A 20,457-nucleotide genomic window follows, 5' to 3' on the forward strand; every position below is an offset into this window, starting at 1 on the left:
CGTTAATTTGAACAAAAGCATGGTCCCCCCATTATGGGAGGACCACTTATTCCTTAATCCTTAGGCGGACGGGCTCTACCTCGCCGAATAGTTCCGCGGCACGTAAGCGCAATAAGGATCGCTCTCCAGGTAGTCGCCGGTTACCGCATAGGCCCGCGCCCGGGAGCCGCCGCAAACCGTTTTGAATTCGCAGGCTCCGCATTTTCCTTTGAGCAGCGATTTATCCCGCAGCTGCCGGAATACGGGAGAGTTCCGGTAGATGTCCGCCAGGGATTGCTCCCTGACACTGCCGCAGTTTATCGGCAAAAAGCCGCTCGGGTACACCTCGCCGACATGGCTGATAAACACAAAGCCATCCCCGTCATTCACTCCTTTCGGGGAACGGCCCAACACATCCTTTCGTTTCGACGGCGACGCCCCGCCAGATCCCTGGCCAAAACCGCCGTCTTTTGAGTCCACGTTTCGTGCGGCGCTTAATGAGGCATTCACCACGCCGCCACCCGTGCCGTTCAAAGCTTCATCCCTACCAACGCCCGCTTCGGAATGCTTCTTCTGCAAAATGACCCGGCGGAAGTGAGGCGCCTCCGTCGCTTTCACACCGTATGGCATCTCCCGCTGCAGCCGAACAAGCCATTCCATGACGCGCTCGTGCTCCTCCGGCGTAATCATGTCGCGGACCATTCCTCTTCCCGTAGGGACGAGAAAAAAGACGCTCCATAATACGGCGCCGAATTCCCGTACTTTCTCCGCGATCTTGGGCAGGTCTTCCAAATTGTAGCGGGAAACGGTCGTATTGATCTGGATCGGAATGTCCAGCTCCCGCAAATATTCGATGCCTTTCATCGTCATTTGGTAGGAGCCCGGGGTGCCGCGAAAATGATCATGGATGGCCGCATCCGAGCCGTCGAGACTAAACGCCCAGCGGGATAACCCTACCTGCTTCGCCCGTTCCACGGCGGAGAACGTTACCCGCGGCGTCGCGCTCGGGGTCATCGAGACAGGCAAGCCTTTTTCATGAATCGCGTATCTGGCCAAGTCGTAAAGATCGGGCCGCATCAAGGGATCGCCTCCGGTGAACACAAAGAGCGGGCGGTCCATTTCGGCGATATCGTCGATCAGCTTCTTCCCTTCTTCGAACGTGAGCTGGCGGGGATCGGGACGGTATTGGGCCTCGGCCCGGCAGTGCAAACACTTTAAGGCACAGGCTCGTGTAACCTCCCAGATCACAATGAACGGATTGACGCGGTAATCCCTTTCCTGAACGATATTGGGTGTAAACTCCACTTGCTTCATCTCCCGAATAATTGATGTAACACCTTTTCAGCGGACTGCTTTCCCTGACGAATACAATCCGGCACGCCTACTCCTTCGTATGCGGCGCCGCAAAGCTCCACGCCCGGCAGATTGGTCCCAAGCTTGGCGCGCAATGCCGCCAGGCGTTCGACATGGCCAACCGGATACTGGGGCATGGATTGCGGGAGCCGGATGATTTCGCAAAACAACGGTTTTGCGGTAATGCCCATCAACGCGCGAAGCTCGCCGGCCAGTTCTTCCTTTATCGCTTCGTCCGGCTTATCGGTCCACTGTTCATCCCCCAGCCGACCCAAAAAGGTACGGAGCAGGACGACTTCCCGCGGGGCGGTATGCAGCCATTTCGACGAACTCCAGGTACATGCCGTCATTTTCCTGCCTTCCCCCCGCGGGACGAGAAAACCCGACCCGCCCAGTTCGGCTGGTATATCTTCCGCGCGAAACGCAAAGGTGGCGTTCGCTACGGATACGTAATGAATTTGCTCCAGGTAAGCCACGTCCGAAAACTCACCCAGCAGTCGAGCTGCCTCAAAGGCGGGCGCCGCAATGATCACGGCGTCCGCCGTCAACCGCTCCCCGCTCTCCAGGCTTAACTCGTAGCATGGTGTTCCGGGCGGATTCCCCGGCGCGGCGCCAAACCCGGGCCCGTGTCCCTTCCCGACCAAAGCCAGCGACGAGACGCCGTTCCCGTGGATCAGCCTCTCGCTCTCCAGGGAAGCCACAAGCGCCTCCACCAGCCCGTTCAGCCCGGTCTTGAGCGTTAAGAACATGCTTCCGGCCTCCGGGGCCGGGGTGCTTCCCGCCGTCTTCAATGGCTTGGGGGGTTGTTTTTTTCCCGCCAGCAGTCCAAGAATAAGGCTCCGATGCTTACGCTCCATTTCCATAAACTGGGGAAAAGTCGCCCGAAGGCTCAGCTGCTCCGTGTCCCCCGCATAAATTCCCGCAAGCAGCGGCTCGGTCAAATGCTCCAGGACTTCCCTGCCCAAACGCCGGCGGATGAAGCCTCCCAGCGACTCGTCCTCCCGGTCCCGCCTGGCGGGCAGGAGCAGATCCAGTGCGGCCCTGGCCTTGCCTGCAGGAGACAGCAGACCGGTCTTCACCATCGGCCATATCCGGGTGGGAATGCCCAGCATCAATCCGGGCGGCATCGGATGAAACCGGCCGCGGTGCAGAATAAAGTTCCGCTTGGCCGCCGGATTCGTCCCTGTCAGCAGATCTTGGAGGCCCAGGTCCTTCGCCAGCTCCAGTGCGGCCACTTTGCGGGCGAGAAAGGAATCCGGCCCTTGTTCGACAATGCATCCATCTTTATGCAGCGACCTGATTTTCCCTCCGAATCTCGCGCTATGTTCTATCAGAGTAACATTTACGCGCATTCCGTTCTCCCGGGCATACTTCCGAACATAATAAGCCGCGCTTAATCCGGAAATACCGCCGCCGATAACCGCTACCGATTTGACCACTAAGGCCAGCCTCCTCTTCCTCTTCCTCTTCCTCTTCCTCTTCTGGTATCGCTGTTCTATTTCGTTATCATATCCCGAAAAATATGCCCGCTTTATGACTGGAGTCACTCCGGTCCATCTTCCTTTCCGCTAGAATGGGTCAAAAAAACACGGGAGGGAAATAAATGACAAATCATACTGCAAATCGCACTGAGCGATCCGCCAAAACGGTCACCGGAGCCGAGCTGCTAATCCGCTGCTTGCGGGAGGAAGGGGTCGACACCCTCTTCGGCTATCCCGGCGGGGCCGTGATCCCGATTTATGACGCTTTGTACGATTGTCCGGATATCCGCCACATTCTCACCCGTCACGAACAAGCCGCCGTTCATGCGGCTGACGGTTACGCGCGAATTACCGGCCGCCCCGGCGTGGCGCTGGTCACCAGCGGCCCGGGAGCGACGAACGCCGTGACCGGCATCGCCAATGCCTTCATGGACTCCGTCCCGCTCGTCGTGCTGACCGGACAGGTCTCGACCGATCTGATCGGACGGGACAGCTTCCAGGAAGTGAATATCTTCGGCATGACGATGGATGTGACCAAGCATAATTATGTCGTCATGGAGGTGGACCAGCTTCCCCGCATCCTCAAAGAGGCGTTTCACATCGCGACTTCCGGCAGGCCCGGTCCCGTGCTGGTGGACCTGCCGAAGAACATCATGAACGCCAAAACGGAGCAAGGCCCTTTACGTCACGTTTCTCTGCGCGGGTACGCCCCCGTGCCGTCCATTCCGCAGGAAACGATCAACCTGATCGCGAATCGCGTCTCCGCCGCCGAGCGCCCCGTCCTGCTTGCCGGCGGCGGTGTGGTCTCTTCGGGAGCTTCCGAAGCGCTCCGCCAGCTTGCCGAAAACGCCGATATCCCGGTCGTGAGCACGCTGATGGGCATCGGCGCCTTTCCATCCGGCCATCCGCTCTATCTCGGCATGGTGGGGATGCACGGCACTTATGCGGCGAACCGGGCCGTCCATCAGGCGGACCTCCTGCTCGCGCTCGGGGTGCGTTTTAACGACCGGCTGTCGGGAAAGATCCAAGCCTTTTCGCCGAACTCCTGGAAGGTTCAGGTCGACATCGATGACGCCGAGTTGGGCAAAAATATTCCCGTTCACCTGGGAGTTCACGGCAACTTGTCCGAACTGATGGACGGGCTTGCGGCCTTGACATCCCCCGCTCCGCGCGGCGGCCGGTCCTGGGCGGCGGAAGCGGCCGGCTGGCGCCGGAGCGTGCCCCATTTCACCGCCAAGCCGGGGACATTGAATCCCCAGGAGGTGATCTCGCTGCTCCATAAGTTAACGGACGGCGAAGCGATCGTGGCCACTGATGTCGGTCAGCATCAAATCTGGACGGCCCATCATTATAAGTTCAAGCAGGCCCGGTCGTTCCTGACCTCCGGAGGCCTCGGCACGATGGGGTTCGGGCTGCCTGCCGCGATCGGCGCCGCCATCGGCGCGGCAGCCGCCGGACGCCGTGAGCCCGTCATCTGCGTCACTGGAGACGGAAGCTTCCAGATGAATCTGCAGGAGCTAATGACCGCGGTGGACTACGGGCTGCCGGTCAAAATCGCCATTTTGAACAACGGTTATCTCGGCATGGTGCGGCAATGGCAGCAGTTGTTCCACCAGCGCCGCTACTCTTCCGTCCAAATTTCTTCACCGGATTATGTCGCGTTTGCGGCGGCCTATGGTGTAACCGGTCTGCGCGCTTCCACCTTGTCCGAAGCCGAAGCGGTCATCCGCCAGGGCCTGGAATTGCCCGGCCCTGTCCTGATGGAATTCCGCGTAGTGGAAGAGCAGAACGTGTATCCGATCGTCCCTCCCGGGGAGAGCCACGACCGCATGATTCTCGAATGAAGAGAAGGGAGTGTCCCTGCCCGGAACGAAAAAACTGTCGAAAAAGCCGTCATCCCGGCTTTTCCGACAGTTTTTTTACATCTCTACATGCTCTGGCCATGTTTGCCTTCCTCCGACCACTTGCTCTGCCATTCCCGCAGCTTCGCCCGGCGGACCGCGTCGAGCGCCCGCTGCTTCTCCTCGTTTACGCCGAGAATGAAATGCAGATGGGCACCGATCACGAGAAACGCAAAGGCGGCCCAAACCGATCCAAATATGGATACCCAGCCCGCGCCAGGCTTAAAGGATATCATGGGCAGGGCGTAAACGAGCATCGCCAACGCAAGGATCAAATACACGACATGCTTGATTTTACTTTTCTTTTTTACCGTCTTCATTTAAGACCGCAGCTCCTTCGTCTTCAAATCTATATTTCTATTCTATGAAGACGCCGGAGAAATATGAGACAAGATTTACATCTGCGGTCCGTATAAATGCTGAAGACTGTCCGTAATGATTTTATTCACGTCCTGGATAATCACGCTGAGCCGCCGCTCGGCATCGAACAGCCGGCGGATATTCAGGTTCATGCTGAGCACCTCGAACAGCTTCTCCATCTTTTCCATCTCCTCGGGAGAGGGCATTTCACCGGTCATCATTTGCTGCTGCAGCTCATTTTGCCGGTTGCGGAAATCGTCCAGCATCCGCTTGCTCTCGGGATCGGCATCGACCAGCTTCATGGCGGAGGTAATCTCCGCCACCTCCGGGCTCTCCTTAAGCGCTTTGGCCAATTCATTCGCCTTATCGTAAATATTCACAGTTCCATCCTCCAATTTGTTTTTTGTTCTACCTCATCCACAGCATCAAAAGCGACTGAAACAAGCCGATGATGCCCCCAAGCAGCACCCCGAGCCAGGTAATGGCCCTGAACTCCTTGCCTGACACGCTCAAGATGACTTCTTCCAGCCGTTCCACCGGAAATTTCTGTACCTGCTCCTGAACCAGCTTCGGCAACTGAATCGCCCTCATCGCGGCGGGGATGCCTTTGACGATCCAGGAAATCAGCCGCTCCGTCACGGACGGCAGCGCCGCTTCGGCCCGGGAAAGCCAGGGGGCGACCAGGGAAGCGACTTGTACCTGCTCGGCGGAAGCGATCCACTGCTCAAAAGGGAGGTTTTGGAGCCGATCGGCCAGCCATTCCCCCGCATCCCGGCCGGACAGCATTTCCAGCAGTTCCGCGGCGGTCTTCTCGCCAAGGAGCTCCATTCTGCTCTGGATCGCCAAGGCGACTCTGCGCCCAGCCTCCTCTCCTTGAAGCGCCTGAACCAGCGTCGGCGTCAGCTTGCGGACCAGCTTATCCTCGTCCACAAAGATCGCCGCCATCGTTCCGAGGAAGCCGCCCGCCCGGTCGACCATGTTCGCCGCCATTTTGGTCAGCATCCGCTGGCCTTCGGCCGAGAGAAGCTCCTCTTCAACGGCGCGAAGCACCGCGTCCGCCGCGGCCGCGCTCCACCGCTCCCGGTTCTCCCCCGTCCAACCCGGAACAAGCTCGCTCAGTTTCCGTTCGCTTAGGCCGAGGCGCTCCCAAAGATACCGGCCTCCCTGCTCGGCCAGCGTCCCTCCCGCTTCTGCCAGGCGTGCCTTGACCGCTTCCCACTGCTCGGGCTCCCAAATGCTAAGCGCCGCTTCCTTCAACGTGTCCGGACTTGCCGCCAGACGGTGAAGCGCCGTAAGCAAGTACTGCTCCGCCTGATGTCGGAACGCCGGCCGAAGCATCAATTCCTGCAAGCCTTCCGCCGTGACGAGATATTCCGCGACCACGTTGCCCAGCGACTCCGCAATGTCGTCCCTCCGCTTGGGGATCAGACCGGGCGTGAACGGAACGTGATATTTTCCGATATAGACCGGATTTCGGGGATGAAACAACATTTTAATCGCAAAATGGTTCGTGACCCCGCCGACAAAGGCGGCGACTGCCACGCTGACGACCACATAAAGCCAATCGTCCACCGCAAAAACCTCCTTCAACCGCTTGCCTGGGTTAATCACCAAGGATTCTATGTCCTCATATGATGCATTACATGCGCTTATGCAGATGACCATTCAACATCCAAGATATCAAGCCTAAGCTTGGAAGGAGATCCGCTTCATGCCCTCCAAAAAACTGAAAATCCAGATTATGAGTCCGAATTTGCTGGAGAACGATTACCTTGTTCTAGGGGAACAGCTGGTCAGACAATGGAAGATCCCCGTTCATCATCAGATGCAAATCGTCTTCGGTTCCTTCCGGCAGACCGTTCGGGTCGTCCCGCTGGCCAGATATGACGGAATGCGCATCAGTCAAGAGCTAGCCGACAGGATGGGCCTGATGCCGCGGTCCTCGCTGCGGCTGACCTACCGGTCCCACTCGACAACCCTGCAACTGGGGCCGCTGGTCGGCGTACTGATCAGCAAAGACTACCCGGAGTCCGTCGAACGACCGTTCGGACCGATCACCCTGTTCTGTAAAGAGCTCGTTAACGCCTGTCAGCGTCAAGGGGTGTATGTTTATTTTTTCACACCGAATCATATCGGTTCCAGTTCCAGCCGACTATCGGCCTGGGTGTACGGCGACGGATGGAAAAAAGCCCAGGTTCCTGCGGCGGATGTGTTCTACAATCGGCTAACTTCACGAAAGCTTGAGAACAAACCTAGCGTACAGCATTTCTTGAAAGAAGTAAAATCCCGCTACAGCAGTCATTTTTTCAATGAGAAGTTTTTAGACAAAACCGAAGTTTTCGACGCGCTGCAGCGTGACGCCTCGCTCTCGAGGTACTTGCCGGAATCCCATCTCTTTCGTAACTTTCTTACACTGAAAAACATGTGCGCCAAACATCCCGTCGTCTTTCTCAAGCCGATCAGGGGAAGTCTCGGAAAAGGCATTATCCGGATTTCCAAGCTGGACGGCGGCTCATATCAAACGCTCACCGCCCAGGTGGGAGGAACGCGGCGGCAGGTGTATCCCAGCCTCGCCAAGCTGTTCTCCTCCCTCGCCGGCAAGATGAAAGCGACGCGCTATCAAATTCAGCAGGGGCTGACCTTGATCGAGGCGGATCGCAGGCCGATCGATTTTCGCGCCTTGGTGCAGAAGAACCAGACGGGAAAATGGAGCGTTACCTCTATCGTGGCCCGGACCGCCGGAAGCCAGCACTTCGTATCCAATCTGGCCCGGGGAGGATCGCTCAGCACAGTCAAGGAAGCCGTCGCCCGGAGCACGCTGCCGGCCGGCATCAAAAGCAAGGTCCCGATCCGGCTGCGCAAAGCCGCTTTGGACATCGCTGAGGGCGTCGATCATCAGATTCCCGCCCATTTCGGAGAGCTCGGCATCGATCTCGCCCTGGATACCTCGGGTCGGATCTGGTTAATCGAAGTGAATTCCAAGCCTTCCAAAAACGACAACACCCCGCTCGGAGGCGGCAAGATCCGTCCCTCCGTCAAGCAGGTTGTTGAATACGCACGCTATTTGTCCGGCTTCTGAGGAGGAAAAAGATAGATGTTCAGCAAACGATCCAAAGGCGTCATCGGCATTTTGGTCGCCGAAGGCCGGAATCCCGTTCCTTTCGCGGAACCGGGATACTGCCGCAAGCTGTGTCAAATCGGCTCCAGCCGGGGCATGGCCGTATATGTATTTTGTCCGTCGTTCCTCCGTACGGGAGGCGAGTCCATCCCCGGCTACAGCTATGAGAACGGAGGATGGCACCACAAGCTTTTCCCCCCTCCGGACGTTTTGTACGACCGGTGCTTCACTCATGACCGAAGGCAGCAGCAACGCAAAAGACAGGCGCTGGCCCGGCTATCGGAGCAGCATCCCTTCGTTTATCTGACGCGGGGGTTAACCGGGAAATGGCAGGTATATCAGGCTCTCCGGAAATTTTCGGAGATCGAACCCTATCTGCCGGAAACCGCCCGCTATGAAGGCCCGGAGCATTTGGCCGGCTGGCTCCAGCAGCATGGCGGCGAAGTTTTCTTAAAGCCCGAGCACGGGACCCACGGCAAACGAACACTCCATGTGAAGAATTCGGAGCTGCACGGCGGGCTTAAAATTACCGGAAGAGACCCGCGGAACGGCATACTCCAGAAGCAATTTTCCTCCCGGGAAGAGGGGCTCGATTGGGTTCACCGCTTCACGGCGGGCCGGTCTTTTCTGATCCAGCCCTACCTGGAGCTAAACACCGCCAGAAGAGAGCCGTTCGATATCCGGGTTCTGGTGCAGAAAAACGACACCGGGTCCTGGGAAATCACCGGGATGGCGGGGCGGGTCGGCGTAAGAAACGCGCTCACCTCGAACCTGCACGGAGGTGGAACCGCCCACCGGGCGCTTCCGCTGCTAATCCGGCAATTGGGAATGACGGAGGCCAAAGCCGCGATCTCCTTGATCCGTGAGCTGGCGTTAAAGATTCCAGCGGCGCTTGAATCACATTTCGGCCGCCTGGCGGAGCTCGGGATCGACTTCGGCATCGATCGAAAGCTTGGCCGCGTATGGGTGCTGGAGGTGAACTCCAAGCCCGGCCGCTCCTCCTTCTTCCGGATTGGAGACCGCAGGAGTGCCAGAAAGTCGGTGGAGAATCCGATTCTGTACGCCCGTTATTTGCTGATGAGCAAACCTTGAATGAGGCACGGAAGACTTTGTTAGGAGGAAAAATTCATGAGTTTGACTTTTTGCAACGTACATTTTACGCAGCAACCCCAGAGGGTCGTCTACGTGTCCGGCTCTTTGATGAAGAACCTGAAGCTATCGGGAAAAAAGTCGGTTCACCTCAGATTCGGCGGCGAGCGGATCCCCGCGGCCGTCAAACCGATCAAAAAACCGGGGAAGCATCTTTATATCGCTTCCGGCATCCGTAAAGGCATTAAAATTCCCAAAGCGGGCGGCGTGTTTTTACGCAGTTTGCAAGAGGGGGAAGTCCAGATCGGGCCGCTGATCGGCGTGCTTTCGGACGGTCCGGCTTCTTCCGCCACCAACCCTTTCGGTTCCCGGACCGGATTCATCAAGCAACTGCTGAGACAGGGAAGCAAATTGTCCTACATCTTCGCCTTCACGCCGCGGGATATTCAGTGGGACAGCGAGACGATCAACGGCTATTTCCTTAACGAAGCAGGCCATTTCATCAGGAAAAAGGTTCCCCTGCCGGATGTCGTCTACAATCGTCTCCCGAGCAGGCGGGCCGAAACCACCACCGCCATCACCCAGCTTCGCGAGCGTTTTATCCGGCGCAGAATTCCATTCTTTAACTGGAGCTTTTTTAACAAGTCCGATATTTACCGCATGCTTGAGAAAGATTCCCTGGTCGGCCGTTATGTGCCCGAATCGATCATGAGCCCGAGCACGGAACAGGTTAAGGAACTGCTGGACCGCCATTCCTTGGTTTATTACAAGCCGAACAGCGGGAGTCTAGGCAACGGTATTTATCGGCTGTCCAAAATCCAGAAGAGCGGTTATTACGCCAGATACCGGAATAACGGGAGAAACGCGCTGCTCCGCTTCGGCTCCTTCGCCAGTTTGATGCGCACCCTTCAGGCCAGGCACGGCCGCTCCTTGCGCGGTTATGTCGCGCAGCAGGGCATTCGGCTGATCGAAATCGACGGCTGCCCGATCGACTTTCGCTTTCACATGCATAAGAATGGGAGAAACCAGTGGGCGGTTGTCGGCATCGGAGCCAAAAAAGCCGGGAAAGGCAGCGTAACCACCCACCTCAAAAACGGCGGCTCCCTGCTGACCCCCGATCAGGCGCTGGCCCGCACCTTCGGTCCCCGCTCGGATGAGGTGCTGAGAAACGCCAAGAGCGTAGCCATTACGCTCGCGGAAGCGATCGAGAGCCACCACCAGCACCTGCTCGGTGAAATCGGCTTTGACATCGGGATCGACCGCGACGAGAAGATCTGGATGTTCGAAGCGAATGCCAAGCCGGGACGCTCGATCTTTAAGCATCCGTCACTGCGGGCGGAGGGCCGTGCTTCGGTGGATCACATTCTGGAGCATTGTCTGTATTTGAGCAAGTTCCGGAGGAGGGAAAACGGATGAGTCAGCTAGCAGGCGAAGTCAAGCCCGTTGTGGCCATACTCACGGTTGAGGACGACCTGACACAATTCCGCGGCAACCGGGCGAATTTTCGGGATCTCGTCAAAACCGGCAAAGAACTGGATTTCCCGGTCTATGTCGTGACAACCAGGGATCTGAAGTTGACCGCGAAAAAAGTCCAGGGTTATTTGTACCATACGGAAGAAAAGCAGTGGAAAAGGCAGTGGCTTCCGCTGCCTCAAGTCATCTACAACCGGATTCCGCGGCGGGAGGATGAGCGCAGACCTTCCGTCCGGCGGAAAGTCGAAGACTGCCTCCGGCATGGCAGCATCCAGCTGTTCAACCCGTTCTTTTTCAATAAATGGACGCTGTTTGATTGGCTGAAAAAGAACCGGGCCACCCGGGCGCTCGTCCCCAACACGAAGCGGCTGCGCTCTTCGGCCAGCCTTCTGTCGATGCTGGAGGAGTACGGAAGCCTGTACTTGAAACCGGAGAGCGGGAAGGCCGGGAAAGGCATCATGCTGCTCCAGTACGACACAGAGGAAAATAAGCCTTATCGGCTCACGATTCAGGGGGTAAGGCACAAAAATGTTGTGTATAAAACCGGAAAGCCCCAGCTGTTATGGAGACGCATAAAAGCCGAAACCGGGAACACCCGTTATATCATTCAGGAGGGAGTTGAACTGGCCTCCTACAGAGGCAGGCATTTCGATTTGCGGGTGCTCGTGCAAAAGTCAGGGAAAGGCATCTGGACCGTTACCGGAGTTGGGGCCCGGCTGGCCGGCTTACGGCGGATCACGACGCATGTGCCGCAAGGCGGCAGCGTAGAGGACCCCGAAAAAATGCTCCTCTCGGTTTTCGGCCAGGAAATGACGAATTACCTGATGAGCCGCCTGAAATCAAACGCTCTCTTAATCGCCAAACAAATCGAAAAAGGCGCCGGATATACGCTCGGGGAAATGTCGATGGATCTCGGGATCGACAGTGAAGGGAAAATCTGGTTTTTCGAGGCCAACGCCAAGCCGATGAAGTTTGACGAGCCCCATATCCGCAAAAAATCGTTGGAGCGTATTTTCCAGTTCAGCCATTATTTATACCGGCAGGGCAAGGAATAAGAGCGCATAAAGAGGTGAGCAATCCGATGTTGGTGAAGGCCTGGCAGCTCAATGACGGAACCCCTTGGGAACTCCAGCAGGCCGAATTGATCGCATTTACGCAAAAATACGGACGAAAAGCCTTGCCCGCAAATACGATCCGGGAACTGATGAAGCTGTCTTCGCGCGATTTGCTTCAGCCTGACTCCCTTCTCCTGCTCGCCGAAATCGAGGCGGAGGACGGCCCGAGGCTGGCCGGCTTTTCCTGTGTGACCCATTATGGACGCGGGCTGAGCCTGGTCGTCGTTCATCCGCTTTATCGCGGAAGAGGGCTTGGATCCAGACTGCTGAGCCGGCAAATTTCCGCGCTGGGGCGGCTCAGTTGCCGTGTCCCCTTAAGCAGCGTCTCCGGCCTGCAGATGTGTTTCCGCGCCGGGCTGTACGCCGGCGGCATGGTCAAAACCCCGGGCGGGCCGGCCGAGCTTATCCTGGAAGAAAGAAGGTGATGTTCCGTGGCGCAACCCGTCCTCGGTATTTTGACTTTATATATGAACGATAAGAAGCAATTGGAGGAACGGCATATTTACCAAAGAATGATTACAGAGGGCCAGAAACTCGGTCTTGATATTTTTGTATTCACCCCCATGGATGTGTATGACAAAAAGAACTTGATACATGCCATGGTCTACGATCCGAAATCGAAAAAATGGTCGCGAAAATGGCGGAGCTTTCCCCATCTGATTTTCGACCGCTGCCGGATTCAGCGGAGCAAGCGTTTCGAGCAGCTGCTGAAATTCAGGGCCAGATACGGGAATTTGAAGTATTTAAATCGGCCGCTTCGCAACAAATGGACGATTTACCAGTTGCTGTCGCGCAAATCCTCCTTCCGCAAACACTTGCCCGAGACGGCCCTGTTTCAAAACAGCGGCGATGTCTTCCGGCTGCTCCGCACCTATCCGTCCGTTTACGTCAAACCGATCAACGGCACCGGCGGCCGGGGGATCGTGCGGGTGGATCGGCTGGGCGGCGACCTGTTCCTCATCCAGGGCCGGCGGCAAAACCGCAAGATTATCCCCGCGCAAAAGATGCATAAATCCCGGCTCGGCGCTTTTTTGCTGAATTGGAAAATCGGGGGCAAGTTCCTTGCCCAGCAGGGCATCCAGATCAAACTGCCGGACGGCCGGGTACACGATTACCGGATGCTGGTGCAGAAGAACGGGCATGGCCAATGGGAGGTAACCGGCTGCGCCGGCCGGATCGGACCGCCCCGCAGCGTGACCTCCAACCTGCACGGCGGCGGGAAAGCCGCATCGATGAACACCCTGCTCCGGCAAATTTCGAACAGCGAAGAAAAGCGTGCCGAAATCCGCAAGACGGCCGAAAAGCTGAGCCTGGAGATCGCCGCCTACCTGGAATCGACCATCGGCGCCTTATGCGAACTGGCGCTGGATCTGGCGATCGACCGCAGCGGCCGGGTCTACCTGCTTGAGGTTAACCCCAAGCCGGCGCGCGAGGTGTTCATCCAAACGGGAGATACCGAGGCCTATCGCCGCGCCATCATCAAACCTTTGGAGTACGCGCTTTGGATGTACAAACGCGAAGCCGCCCCTTCCTCATCGTGAGGAGGAGCGGCTTCATCGTTTCGCAGGCTACTGTTCTTCGCCTTTCAAGTAAACCGGCGCCGATTTGTTCCCGGCGTAGTCTTCCATGATGATGTACACGTTTTTCGCCGCAGAGGTAAAGCGGAGGCTGGCCTTCGTCGTCCGCCCGCGAATGATCCGGTCCTTGTCCCCGACATTATAAGTCGTCGGGAAAGAGCGGAGCTTGCCGTCTTCGTATACATACATGTAGCGCCAGTCCCGGGTATTCGGCATCGGGAGGTTTAAGGTATTGCCTTCCCAGGACCATGCTTCGGCATAAGGCTCGGATACCGTGTCGATGAACCGGCCGCCGACGGCAACAGCATTCTTGTCGCCCAGGGCGACCGTTACGAGATAATCGTCACCGTTCACCGGCATATTCTTGAACGCCGCGGTTGTCGAGCCGGCCGGAACGGTCGTCTGCTCGGACACCGGCTTCCCCGTCGTAATCCAGTTCAGGGACTTCACGCTGACCGTGACGTCGTCGCCGGCCTTGGCCGGCAGATCCCAGTTGACCGTGAAGGTGCCGTCGGGCCGGGAGTCGACCCGCAAATTCGATGGGGACGCGGTCAAGTCGAATTTCAGCTCCGCGGCCTTTCCTTCCAGTCCATTCGCTCCCACGGCAGCCACTTTAATCTTGCCGGAGCGGGCAGGGAGTTTTTTGATGTAGAATACTTCATCGTATTTCCCGCCTACAAATACGTCGTTCACGTAGACATTATACTGCTTGACCTTGGTGTAATCCGGGTCGCGGTTCCACTTCAGTTCCAGCTCCCCGCTGTCGGTATAGGCCGCCTGAATGGCCAGTCCGGTAGGCGCGGACGGCTCTACGGCGGAGCCGTCAAAAATGCGGATCTCCCCGATGTTCATCTGGTAATCCGCCACGGCTTTTTTGCCCGGCTCAAATACCAAGCCGAACGCGGCGATCGATTTGCCGGCGTAGACGCCTAAATCCAGCTCGGCGGTCTCCCATCCCTTCGTTCGCTTTCCGCTCTTCGGAACCTCCACCTTGACGGCCTTATCCGGTGCATCCTCGAAGATCAGGCCGACACCCATGGTGGAATTGTCGTTCTTGGAGCTTTTGTTAAACGTAAGGGAGAGCTTGGAGTTCGTATTCACGGCGAGGTCGGTTTTATACAGCCGCAGGAAGTTTTCCGCGTTCAAATCCCCGCTGACAACCAGCGAGCTGCCGCCCTGATAAGCGCCGACTCGCTCATAGTCGAAGCGCTCCGCGCTGCCGATGTTATATTTCGGACCATAGTCGAAATCCACGGTGAGCCGGTTCCCTTTGGTATCCTGCCACCACTGCCAGGTGACGGGGATATCCTGGAGGCTCATGTTCGACCATTCGTCCGGATTGGATACTTGGCCGCCCACATAATAGGACAGACCGTGTCCTGTATTGAACCGGGTATAGAAATGATTATCCCCGATTACCGAACGCTCGGCGATCACCGAGGCGATGCCCGGCCAATACCGGTTGTCCGCATAAACGTCGGAAACCGTGTTTTCCGCGGAGACTCCGGTATTCTTCGGATCCGCGTTCGGTCCGGACCACCAGAGCCGTTCGCGCAGATGGGTCATCCATTGGTAATCGTTCTCGGCGCGATGGCGGACGGGCCAAGATTGATTCATGTCCTCATCCAGCCCGGCATGGACAAAGTCCGCGCCCAAGGTAGAAATGCTGAGACGGGGAATGCCGCCTTCCAGCTTATCCTTCAGGGCCTTGCCGTTGATATCCTTGAACCGGTCCCGGCCCGCTTCCAGTCCGGCGAAACCGGCTTCATACAAATCCAAATCCGTTCCGTGCGCATGATTTAGCTGCTTCAGATAGTTTTCGGCGGCATCGATCTGGCTGTCCCCCATGCCGTAGTCAAAGAAAAAGGATTGGGAAACCCGCTCGCCGGCATGCTTATCGTAGAGGAACGAAATGTTGTTGTCGCTAAAGGTGCGGGCAAATTTATTCGCCCCGTCCCTCGTATCCAGGGAATCATACCATTGGACGTAAAGGCCGCCCTCCTGAAGCGCTTTCATAAATGCGATATAGTCGGGAATATCCCGGGTCGCCACATTGGGACTCTGTTCCTCCTGATTGACGAAATAACCGTCATAGCCGAAATAGCGCGCCATTTCGATCAGCTTTTTGGCCACCGGGAATTCTCCGTTCTCATCCTTCACAAGCATTTGCTTATAGGTCTGCTGTCCGCGGTCATTGTTCGAGAAGAAGATTCCCGCCAGGGAAAGCACGCCGTTTTTATGCGCGGCATCGGTATAGGTCGGGTTCGGGATGTTCAAGATGCCGAATTCGAACCATTTTTGCTGCCAGTCTTTCTGCGCCAGTTCGTCGTAATATTCCGGCGGGGTATAGGCGGTCGCGGTACCGTGCCAGTAGGAGTAGTAATCGACATATTGCCAGAAGTTAAAATGATACTGGGCGAATTTGTTCGTGTAAGGCGCATTCTCGATAAACGCGTTGCCGTAATCTCCCGCTACGTTCATCATCCGAACCTCGGGATTCAATGCGGGGTTGGCCTGTGTGGCGGCCAACGGCTCAATTCTTTTTTGCAGCGGTACATGAGATCTCAACCATTCGGCATCGGGATCCCGCTCGGGGCTCCAGTCGAGAATATGTCCGCTGGTGTATCCATGGACGCTCGGCTGATTTTTTCCGTGCGCGCTATCGCCTTGAAACGGCCAGGTATCCCCCGCCTGCGCGGAAAAAGGGAATGCCGTGAGCAGCAGCGCAGCCGTCAATACTATCGACGTTACTTTGGGAAACGCCCTTTTCCTGGATCGTACTTTCATACAATATCCTCCTCTTCGTTTGTCATGATGATTCCAATTTATCTCATGAAAGCCCTTGCAAAAAGGGTTGAAATTAAAGATACACTGGACAAATTAAAGAAATAGGGCAGAGGCGTAGTACCGTTGTAAGCACTAACGTTGCATTAAGTTAGTTTGATCCTATAGAGATTGGATAGCGGCCAGCCTCGTCTAACGCCGTGCAGGTGAATAAGTACCTTTTGCGGCGCTATTTTGTCGAATTTGGCTCATTGATATGAAATAGCGGATTTTTTGGCCCCTATGTAGGTTGAACTAAATAATTGGCGCCAGCAAGGATGTGATAGGATTTCGGAGATATGTTGCCAACATCCACAATTGTAGATATAAAGTCCCAGCGTCGGAATCTACATCATTAACGGGAAAATTTCCCGTTAGTGTACCGCTCCTGGCTCCTTGATCGTATTTAGCTGGAAAAGCTCCATCTATTTCGCGACCCTATGGCCAATATACACAATTTCAGGCGAATTAGCGTGAGGTTTTCCAGCTAATTCGCCTCTGCAGTCGCATATGTACCAAATTAACGGGAAGAATTCCCTTTAATTCGAATCAAACCATATAGTTGCAGGTCAAGAGTGTGAAGAGAACTATTTACACCGCTGTCTAATATGCAAATCAAAAGAAGAGTATGGTTAAAAATGGGAGCCCTATCTTACGCATGGCGTAGTCTTCTTTTTTTTTCGCGAAATTTTATTTTGCCTTTCAAGACTTACCTGCATTTATATAATCGAGTATGAATTCCTGCAAAAGGTCAGTTTTTCCAGCTGGTACTAATGCCTGAGAGGACTCTAACGGCTGTAGCAGCCGCTATTTAACGAAAAGTAGCCCTTTCGAAATTCTAACGGTTGTGAGCGCCGTTATTCCCCTGGATTCTCGCCTTAACAGCCTGTTTATGCGAAAATAGGCGCCGTGGCGACCGTTAGAATGGGAAATTGGCGTTTTCAGGACAAATAACGGCTGTGGCAACCGTTAGCGTTAATTTTCGTCTTTCTTGCAAGGCTGCTCATGCGACGGCGGTTAGGGAAATGGGACACGCCGGATCCAACTCGCCACACCGAGGCGACAAGGTTCAAAATAAGCAGCACCCTGTCAGGTTTGATGCAACTTCAGTGCCCTTTTGACCGCTATTATTCCCACGGAGCCGAAACAGGCCAAATTAACGCCCCAAAAGGCCGCTAATCCGGTCGGCTTGGGAATCCGTAAATCAGGGTTGGCTCGCTTTTTCCCAAAGATAAAACCCATAAAAACCGCCCCTCAAGTCATTTAGCACCTGAGGGGCAGCCCTTTAACTTTATATTTCTTTACTTCATCGCTTGCGCAGCAGCCGTCCGAATACGCCCAAAATCGGGAGCAGCAATATCGCAGCCGCCAGCAAGGAGGCCCGGATGGAGAACCGGCTTCCGATCCATCCCACACCCGGCCCGCCCGCAGTTTGGCCAAGAGCGTCGGACTGGCTGACCATCGACAGGACTGTAGCCCGGGTGTCGCTGCGCAGATTCATGTTCAGCCACGTCGCATAGATCGGCTCGCTTACGGTAACAACTACGCTTACAGCCAGCACGGACGCCAGCGCCCAGACGAAGTCCGTTGCCAGGAAAAGCGAAAGTATGCCGGCAATACGAATGAAAGTGAGCAAAAAGATAGCCGCGGACACGGCCCGTTCATTGCTCATGTTCAGCTTCTTCTCGGTATAGCCTACCGCCAGCATTCCCGAAATGGTGGATGCCGCGCTGATCAGGCCAAACCATATGGCCATCGAAAACGACCGGTCCGGAAAGCCGATTTCCCGGATCAGATGAATTTCCCAAAGTCGGTCATAGCCCTCCGAGGCCGCACCGCTAAACAGCGTAACGAACACAAGCATCAACAGCAGCGGGCTGCGGGCAATCACCCTTGCCCCGCTTTTCCAGGTCCGGCGCATCTCCTTAAAGTGGGAGGTTCTGCCGCTCCGCGGCGGCCGGACAAAGCGCGTCTCCTTCATATGTCGGATCAGGAGCAAGCCGAGAGCAGCATACATCAGTCCTCCCGCCAAATACGGCAGATTCGGCGCAAGCACCGAAAGGCCTACGCTAAGACCGATACCCAGCAGCGTTGCTGTCAGGGACACTCGTTTGGCGCGCATAAAAATGACGCCGGCCGAGTCCTCCCCCACCTCATCGACGATCCAGGCGCTGTCGGCGCCGCTGATAAAGGTGTGGCCGATGCCGAACAGCACTTGGGCCAGCAATACCCAGACGACGAGCGGGATCATCGGCCCGAAGCCCTGCAGCCAAATGATGCTGCCTTCAAACGCAAACCCCGCCCCCAAAATGAACATGCCGATAATGATCGACAGCTTGCGGCTGTACGTATCGGCAATCACGCCGGTAATCCCTTCGAAGATCAGCACCGTTAACTCCAGCACGGTTCCGACCATAACTAGCTCAAAGGGATTCAGGCCAAGCTGTGTAACATAATAAATGCTGTATGTCGTAAATATGGTACTGCCCGCAAGCGAGGTGATAAAATTCATTAAAAAAAATACTTTTGCCGCATGGACATTATACAAAACGGATTCCGCCTTTCGGGTAGGCGGCGCGTCATAGGTCCAGAAGGTTATATTCGCTATTTCGCTATGTTGCTATTTCGCTATTCACAATCCATACCGCACCTGCGGCCGCTTACCGCTTTCTTTTTTGATTCTGATTAGTTTCGGTTTGTTTGTTGGTTGGATTGGAATGAACTTGTCGCATATAAAACACCTCCAAAATATTTAAAAACCCGGTTCTACATTTCCTCTGCCCGATCCGAGAGAGAAATCAGCTCGCCGAAGGAACGGATAATCACATCGGAACCGGTCAGCTCGGCGCCGTCTCCGAACTCGGCATAAGCGCATCCGACGACGGTCTGCCCGTTCTTCTTGCCCGCCTCAACGTCCGAGGAACGGTCCCCGACCATCCAGACGCTCGTCAGGCCGTGATGGTCCATAAGCAGCCGTACAAGATCGACTTTGGAAGGAGTCAGGTACTCGCCCGCGCTGTAAATCCCTTCAAACAACGAAGAAATTCCGTGCACTTCGGCCACTCCCTTTACATAATGCTCCAGCCCGTTGCTGGCCACAAACAGCCGGATTCCGCGGGCCTTGAGCGCCTCAAGCGTCTCCTTCACTCCGGGATAGAGCTCGGAGGTGTTCTCCTTGAGACCCGAAAGCTCCAGCTCCAGGAGCAATTCGTCCGCCCGCCGGTGCACGGCCTCATTGCAGTCCGGGATCACCTTCCTCCAAATATCCTCCAGCAGCATCCCCAAACAGCTCAGCATCAGTTCATCGGGTGGCGTCTCTCCCTCGTACAGCTTCTCTTCTCTAAGCCGGTCGAACAACTGGTGATAAGCGGGAATCAGCAATGTCTCGGTCTTGAACAGCGTTCCGTCCATGTCGAATATCATCGCTTCAGGTTTCTTAAGTTTCGCCTCGGTCCTCTCCATCTCCACATTCCTTCCTGTCTATATTGGTATAGCCCCATAATATGCCAACCTGTACTCCTTGTAAAGTTTGCGCTTTGCCGCCGGGTCCTTTACAATTACGGTAAATTCAACGCATCGTATGCCGGGGAGAAATATATTCGCATGAGTAAAAAAATTATAGCCGTCGACATGGACGACACGATCTGCCATCTCATACCGAAAGCTATCCATTACCATAATATGATGTATCCCGATCTGCCGCTGACCCTGGAACAAATCGTCAGCTTCGATTTAAGCGGCATCTGGCATCCCGCCTGTACGGACGATCTGTTCTTCGGCCGGCCCGGCCTTTATGAGGAACTGGAGATTTTTGACGAATACACGGTGGAAGAAATCCGCAGAATGACCGCCGATTATGACGTTATTATCGTCACCGCCGCCCGGCCGTCCTCGGTCGCCGAGAAGTGGCGGTGGCTGCAAAGGCACCTGTCGTTTATCCCGTTCGAGAATTTCTTCGTGGCCAAGCGCAAGTACTTGCTCGGTTTTGATCTGCTTATTGACGACGGGCCGCACAATATTCTCGCCGCCAGGGACGCCGGAAAGCGGACGATTCTGATTCCGAGGCCGTGGAATGCGGGAATTCAACAGGACTTCGTACTGAAGGATTCCTGGAAGGGCATGAACGAACTGGTGCGAAGCATGCTGAGCTGAAGGATTCCGGGCCGGGTGGCACGGAGCCGGGCTTCA

General features: G+C 55.9%; 16 protein-coding genes. 8 read left to right on the top strand and 8 right to left on the bottom strand.

The window, feature by feature from the left end; all coding sequences use genetic code 11:
- Positions 1 to 75 precede the first annotated feature (75 nt).
- Positions 76 to 1,284 (bottom strand): TIGR04053 family radical SAM/SPASM domain-containing protein, encoded by a 1,209-nt coding sequence (locus V4U84_RS06350; RefSeq protein ID WP_334073942.1) that lies wholly within the window; start codon positions 1,282 to 1,284, stop codon positions 76 to 78.
- 5 nt (positions 1,285 to 1,289) lie between these two features.
- Complete coding sequence (gene hemG, locus V4U84_RS06355) at positions 1,290 to 2,771, bottom strand: protoporphyrinogen oxidase (protein ID WP_334076943.1); 1,482 nt, start codon at positions 2,769 to 2,771, stop codon at positions 1,290 to 1,292.
- Positions 2,772 to 2,935: 164 nt separating this feature from the next.
- Here hemG and ilvB point away from each other — a divergent pair, with 164 nt between their 5' ends.
- Positions 2,936 to 4,657: a biosynthetic-type acetolactate synthase large subunit gene (gene ilvB / locus V4U84_RS06360; protein WP_334076944.1), complete on the top strand. Its 1,722-nt coding sequence runs from the start codon at positions 2,936 to 2,938 to the stop codon at positions 4,655 to 4,657.
- A gap of 83 nt (positions 4,658 to 4,740) precedes the next feature.
- On the opposite strand, the gene V4U84_RS06365 is transcribed toward ilvB, so the two are convergent.
- The 3 genes from V4U84_RS06365 to V4U84_RS06375 form a co-directional block, all read right to left on the bottom strand.
- The gene (locus tag V4U84_RS06365; protein ID WP_334076945.1) at positions 4,741 to 5,034 is read right to left on the bottom strand and encodes a hypothetical protein; all 294 of its coding nucleotides are present in this window, start codon (positions 5,032 to 5,034) and stop codon (positions 4,741 to 4,743) included.
- A 75-nt stretch (positions 5,035 to 5,109) separates the two neighbouring features.
- Positions 5,110 to 5,454, bottom strand: a complete 345-nt coding sequence (locus V4U84_RS06370; RefSeq protein WP_148450534.1) for a YlbF/YmcA family competence regulator — start codon at positions 5,452 to 5,454, stop codon at positions 5,110 to 5,112.
- A 28-nt stretch (positions 5,455 to 5,482) separates the two neighbouring features.
- Positions 5,483 to 6,646 (bottom strand): DUF445 family protein, encoded by a 1,164-nt coding sequence (locus V4U84_RS06375; protein WP_334076946.1) that lies wholly within the window; start codon positions 6,644 to 6,646, stop codon positions 5,483 to 5,485.
- Between the two features lie 139 nt (positions 6,647 to 6,785).
- Between V4U84_RS06375 and V4U84_RS06380 the strand changes: the two genes are divergently transcribed.
- From V4U84_RS06380 to V4U84_RS06405, 6 genes are read left to right on the top strand one after another with little or no spacing between them, the layout of a single operon-like run.
- Complete coding sequence (locus V4U84_RS06380; protein WP_334076947.1) at positions 6,786 to 8,153, top strand: YheC/YheD family endospore coat-associated protein; 1,368 nt, start codon at positions 6,786 to 6,788, stop codon at positions 8,151 to 8,153.
- 15 nt (positions 8,154 to 8,168) lie between these two features.
- Complete coding sequence (locus tag V4U84_RS06385; RefSeq protein WP_334076948.1) at positions 8,169 to 9,284, top strand: YheC/YheD family endospore coat-associated protein; 1,116 nt, start codon at positions 8,169 to 8,171, stop codon at positions 9,282 to 9,284.
- 36 nt (positions 9,285 to 9,320) lie between these two features.
- On the top strand, positions 9,321 to 10,697 hold the full coding sequence (locus V4U84_RS06390) for a YheC/YheD family endospore coat-associated protein (protein WP_334076949.1): 1,377 nt from the start codon (positions 9,321 to 9,323) through the stop codon (positions 10,695 to 10,697).
- Complete coding sequence (locus V4U84_RS06395; RefSeq protein ID WP_334076950.1) at positions 10,694 to 11,809, top strand: YheC/YheD family endospore coat-associated protein; 1,116 nt, start codon at positions 10,694 to 10,696, stop codon at positions 11,807 to 11,809. Before V4U84_RS06390 ends, V4U84_RS06395 begins: the two co-directional genes overlap by 4 nt.
- Positions 11,810 to 11,823: 14 nt before the next feature.
- Positions 11,824 to 12,294 carry a GNAT family N-acetyltransferase gene (locus V4U84_RS06400; RefSeq protein ID WP_334076951.1) on the top strand — a complete coding sequence of 157 codons (471 nt, stop codon included), beginning with the start codon at positions 11,824 to 11,826 and terminating at the stop codon, positions 12,292 to 12,294.
- 6 nt (positions 12,295 to 12,300) lie between these two features.
- Positions 12,301 to 13,410: a YheC/YheD family endospore coat-associated protein gene (locus V4U84_RS06405; protein WP_334076952.1), complete on the top strand. Its 1,110-nt coding sequence runs from the start codon at positions 12,301 to 12,303 to the stop codon at positions 13,408 to 13,410.
- Between the two features lie 27 nt (positions 13,411 to 13,437).
- On the opposite strand, the gene V4U84_RS06410 is transcribed toward V4U84_RS06405, so the two are convergent.
- From V4U84_RS06410 to V4U84_RS06420, 3 genes are all read right to left on the bottom strand, one after another.
- Positions 13,438 to 16,233 carry an endo-beta-N-acetylglucosaminidase gene (locus tag V4U84_RS06410; RefSeq protein WP_334076953.1) on the bottom strand — a complete coding sequence of 932 codons (2,796 nt, stop codon included), beginning with the start codon at positions 16,231 to 16,233 and terminating at the stop codon, positions 13,438 to 13,440.
- A gap of 1,342 nt (positions 16,234 to 17,575) precedes the next feature.
- A complete protein-coding gene (locus tag V4U84_RS06415) occupies positions 17,576 to 18,817 on the bottom strand; it encodes an MFS transporter (RefSeq protein ID WP_334076954.1) in 1,242 nt (413 codons plus the stop codon).
- Positions 18,818 to 19,035: 218 nt separating this feature from the next.
- Positions 19,036 to 19,731 (bottom strand): HAD family hydrolase, encoded by a 696-nt coding sequence (locus V4U84_RS06420; RefSeq protein WP_334076955.1) that lies wholly within the window; start codon positions 19,729 to 19,731, stop codon positions 19,036 to 19,038.
- A 141-nt stretch (positions 19,732 to 19,872) separates the two neighbouring features.
- Between V4U84_RS06420 and V4U84_RS06425 the strand changes: the two genes are divergently transcribed.
- Complete coding sequence (locus V4U84_RS06425) at positions 19,873 to 20,421, top strand: 5' nucleotidase, NT5C type (protein ID WP_334076956.1); 549 nt, start codon at positions 19,873 to 19,875, stop codon at positions 20,419 to 20,421.
- Positions 20,422 to 20,457 lie beyond the last annotated feature (36 nt).

This window comes from Paenibacillus sanfengchensis, assembly GCF_036864765.1.
GTDB lineage: Bacteria > Bacillota > Bacilli > Paenibacillales > Paenibacillaceae > Fontibacillus > Fontibacillus sanfengchensis.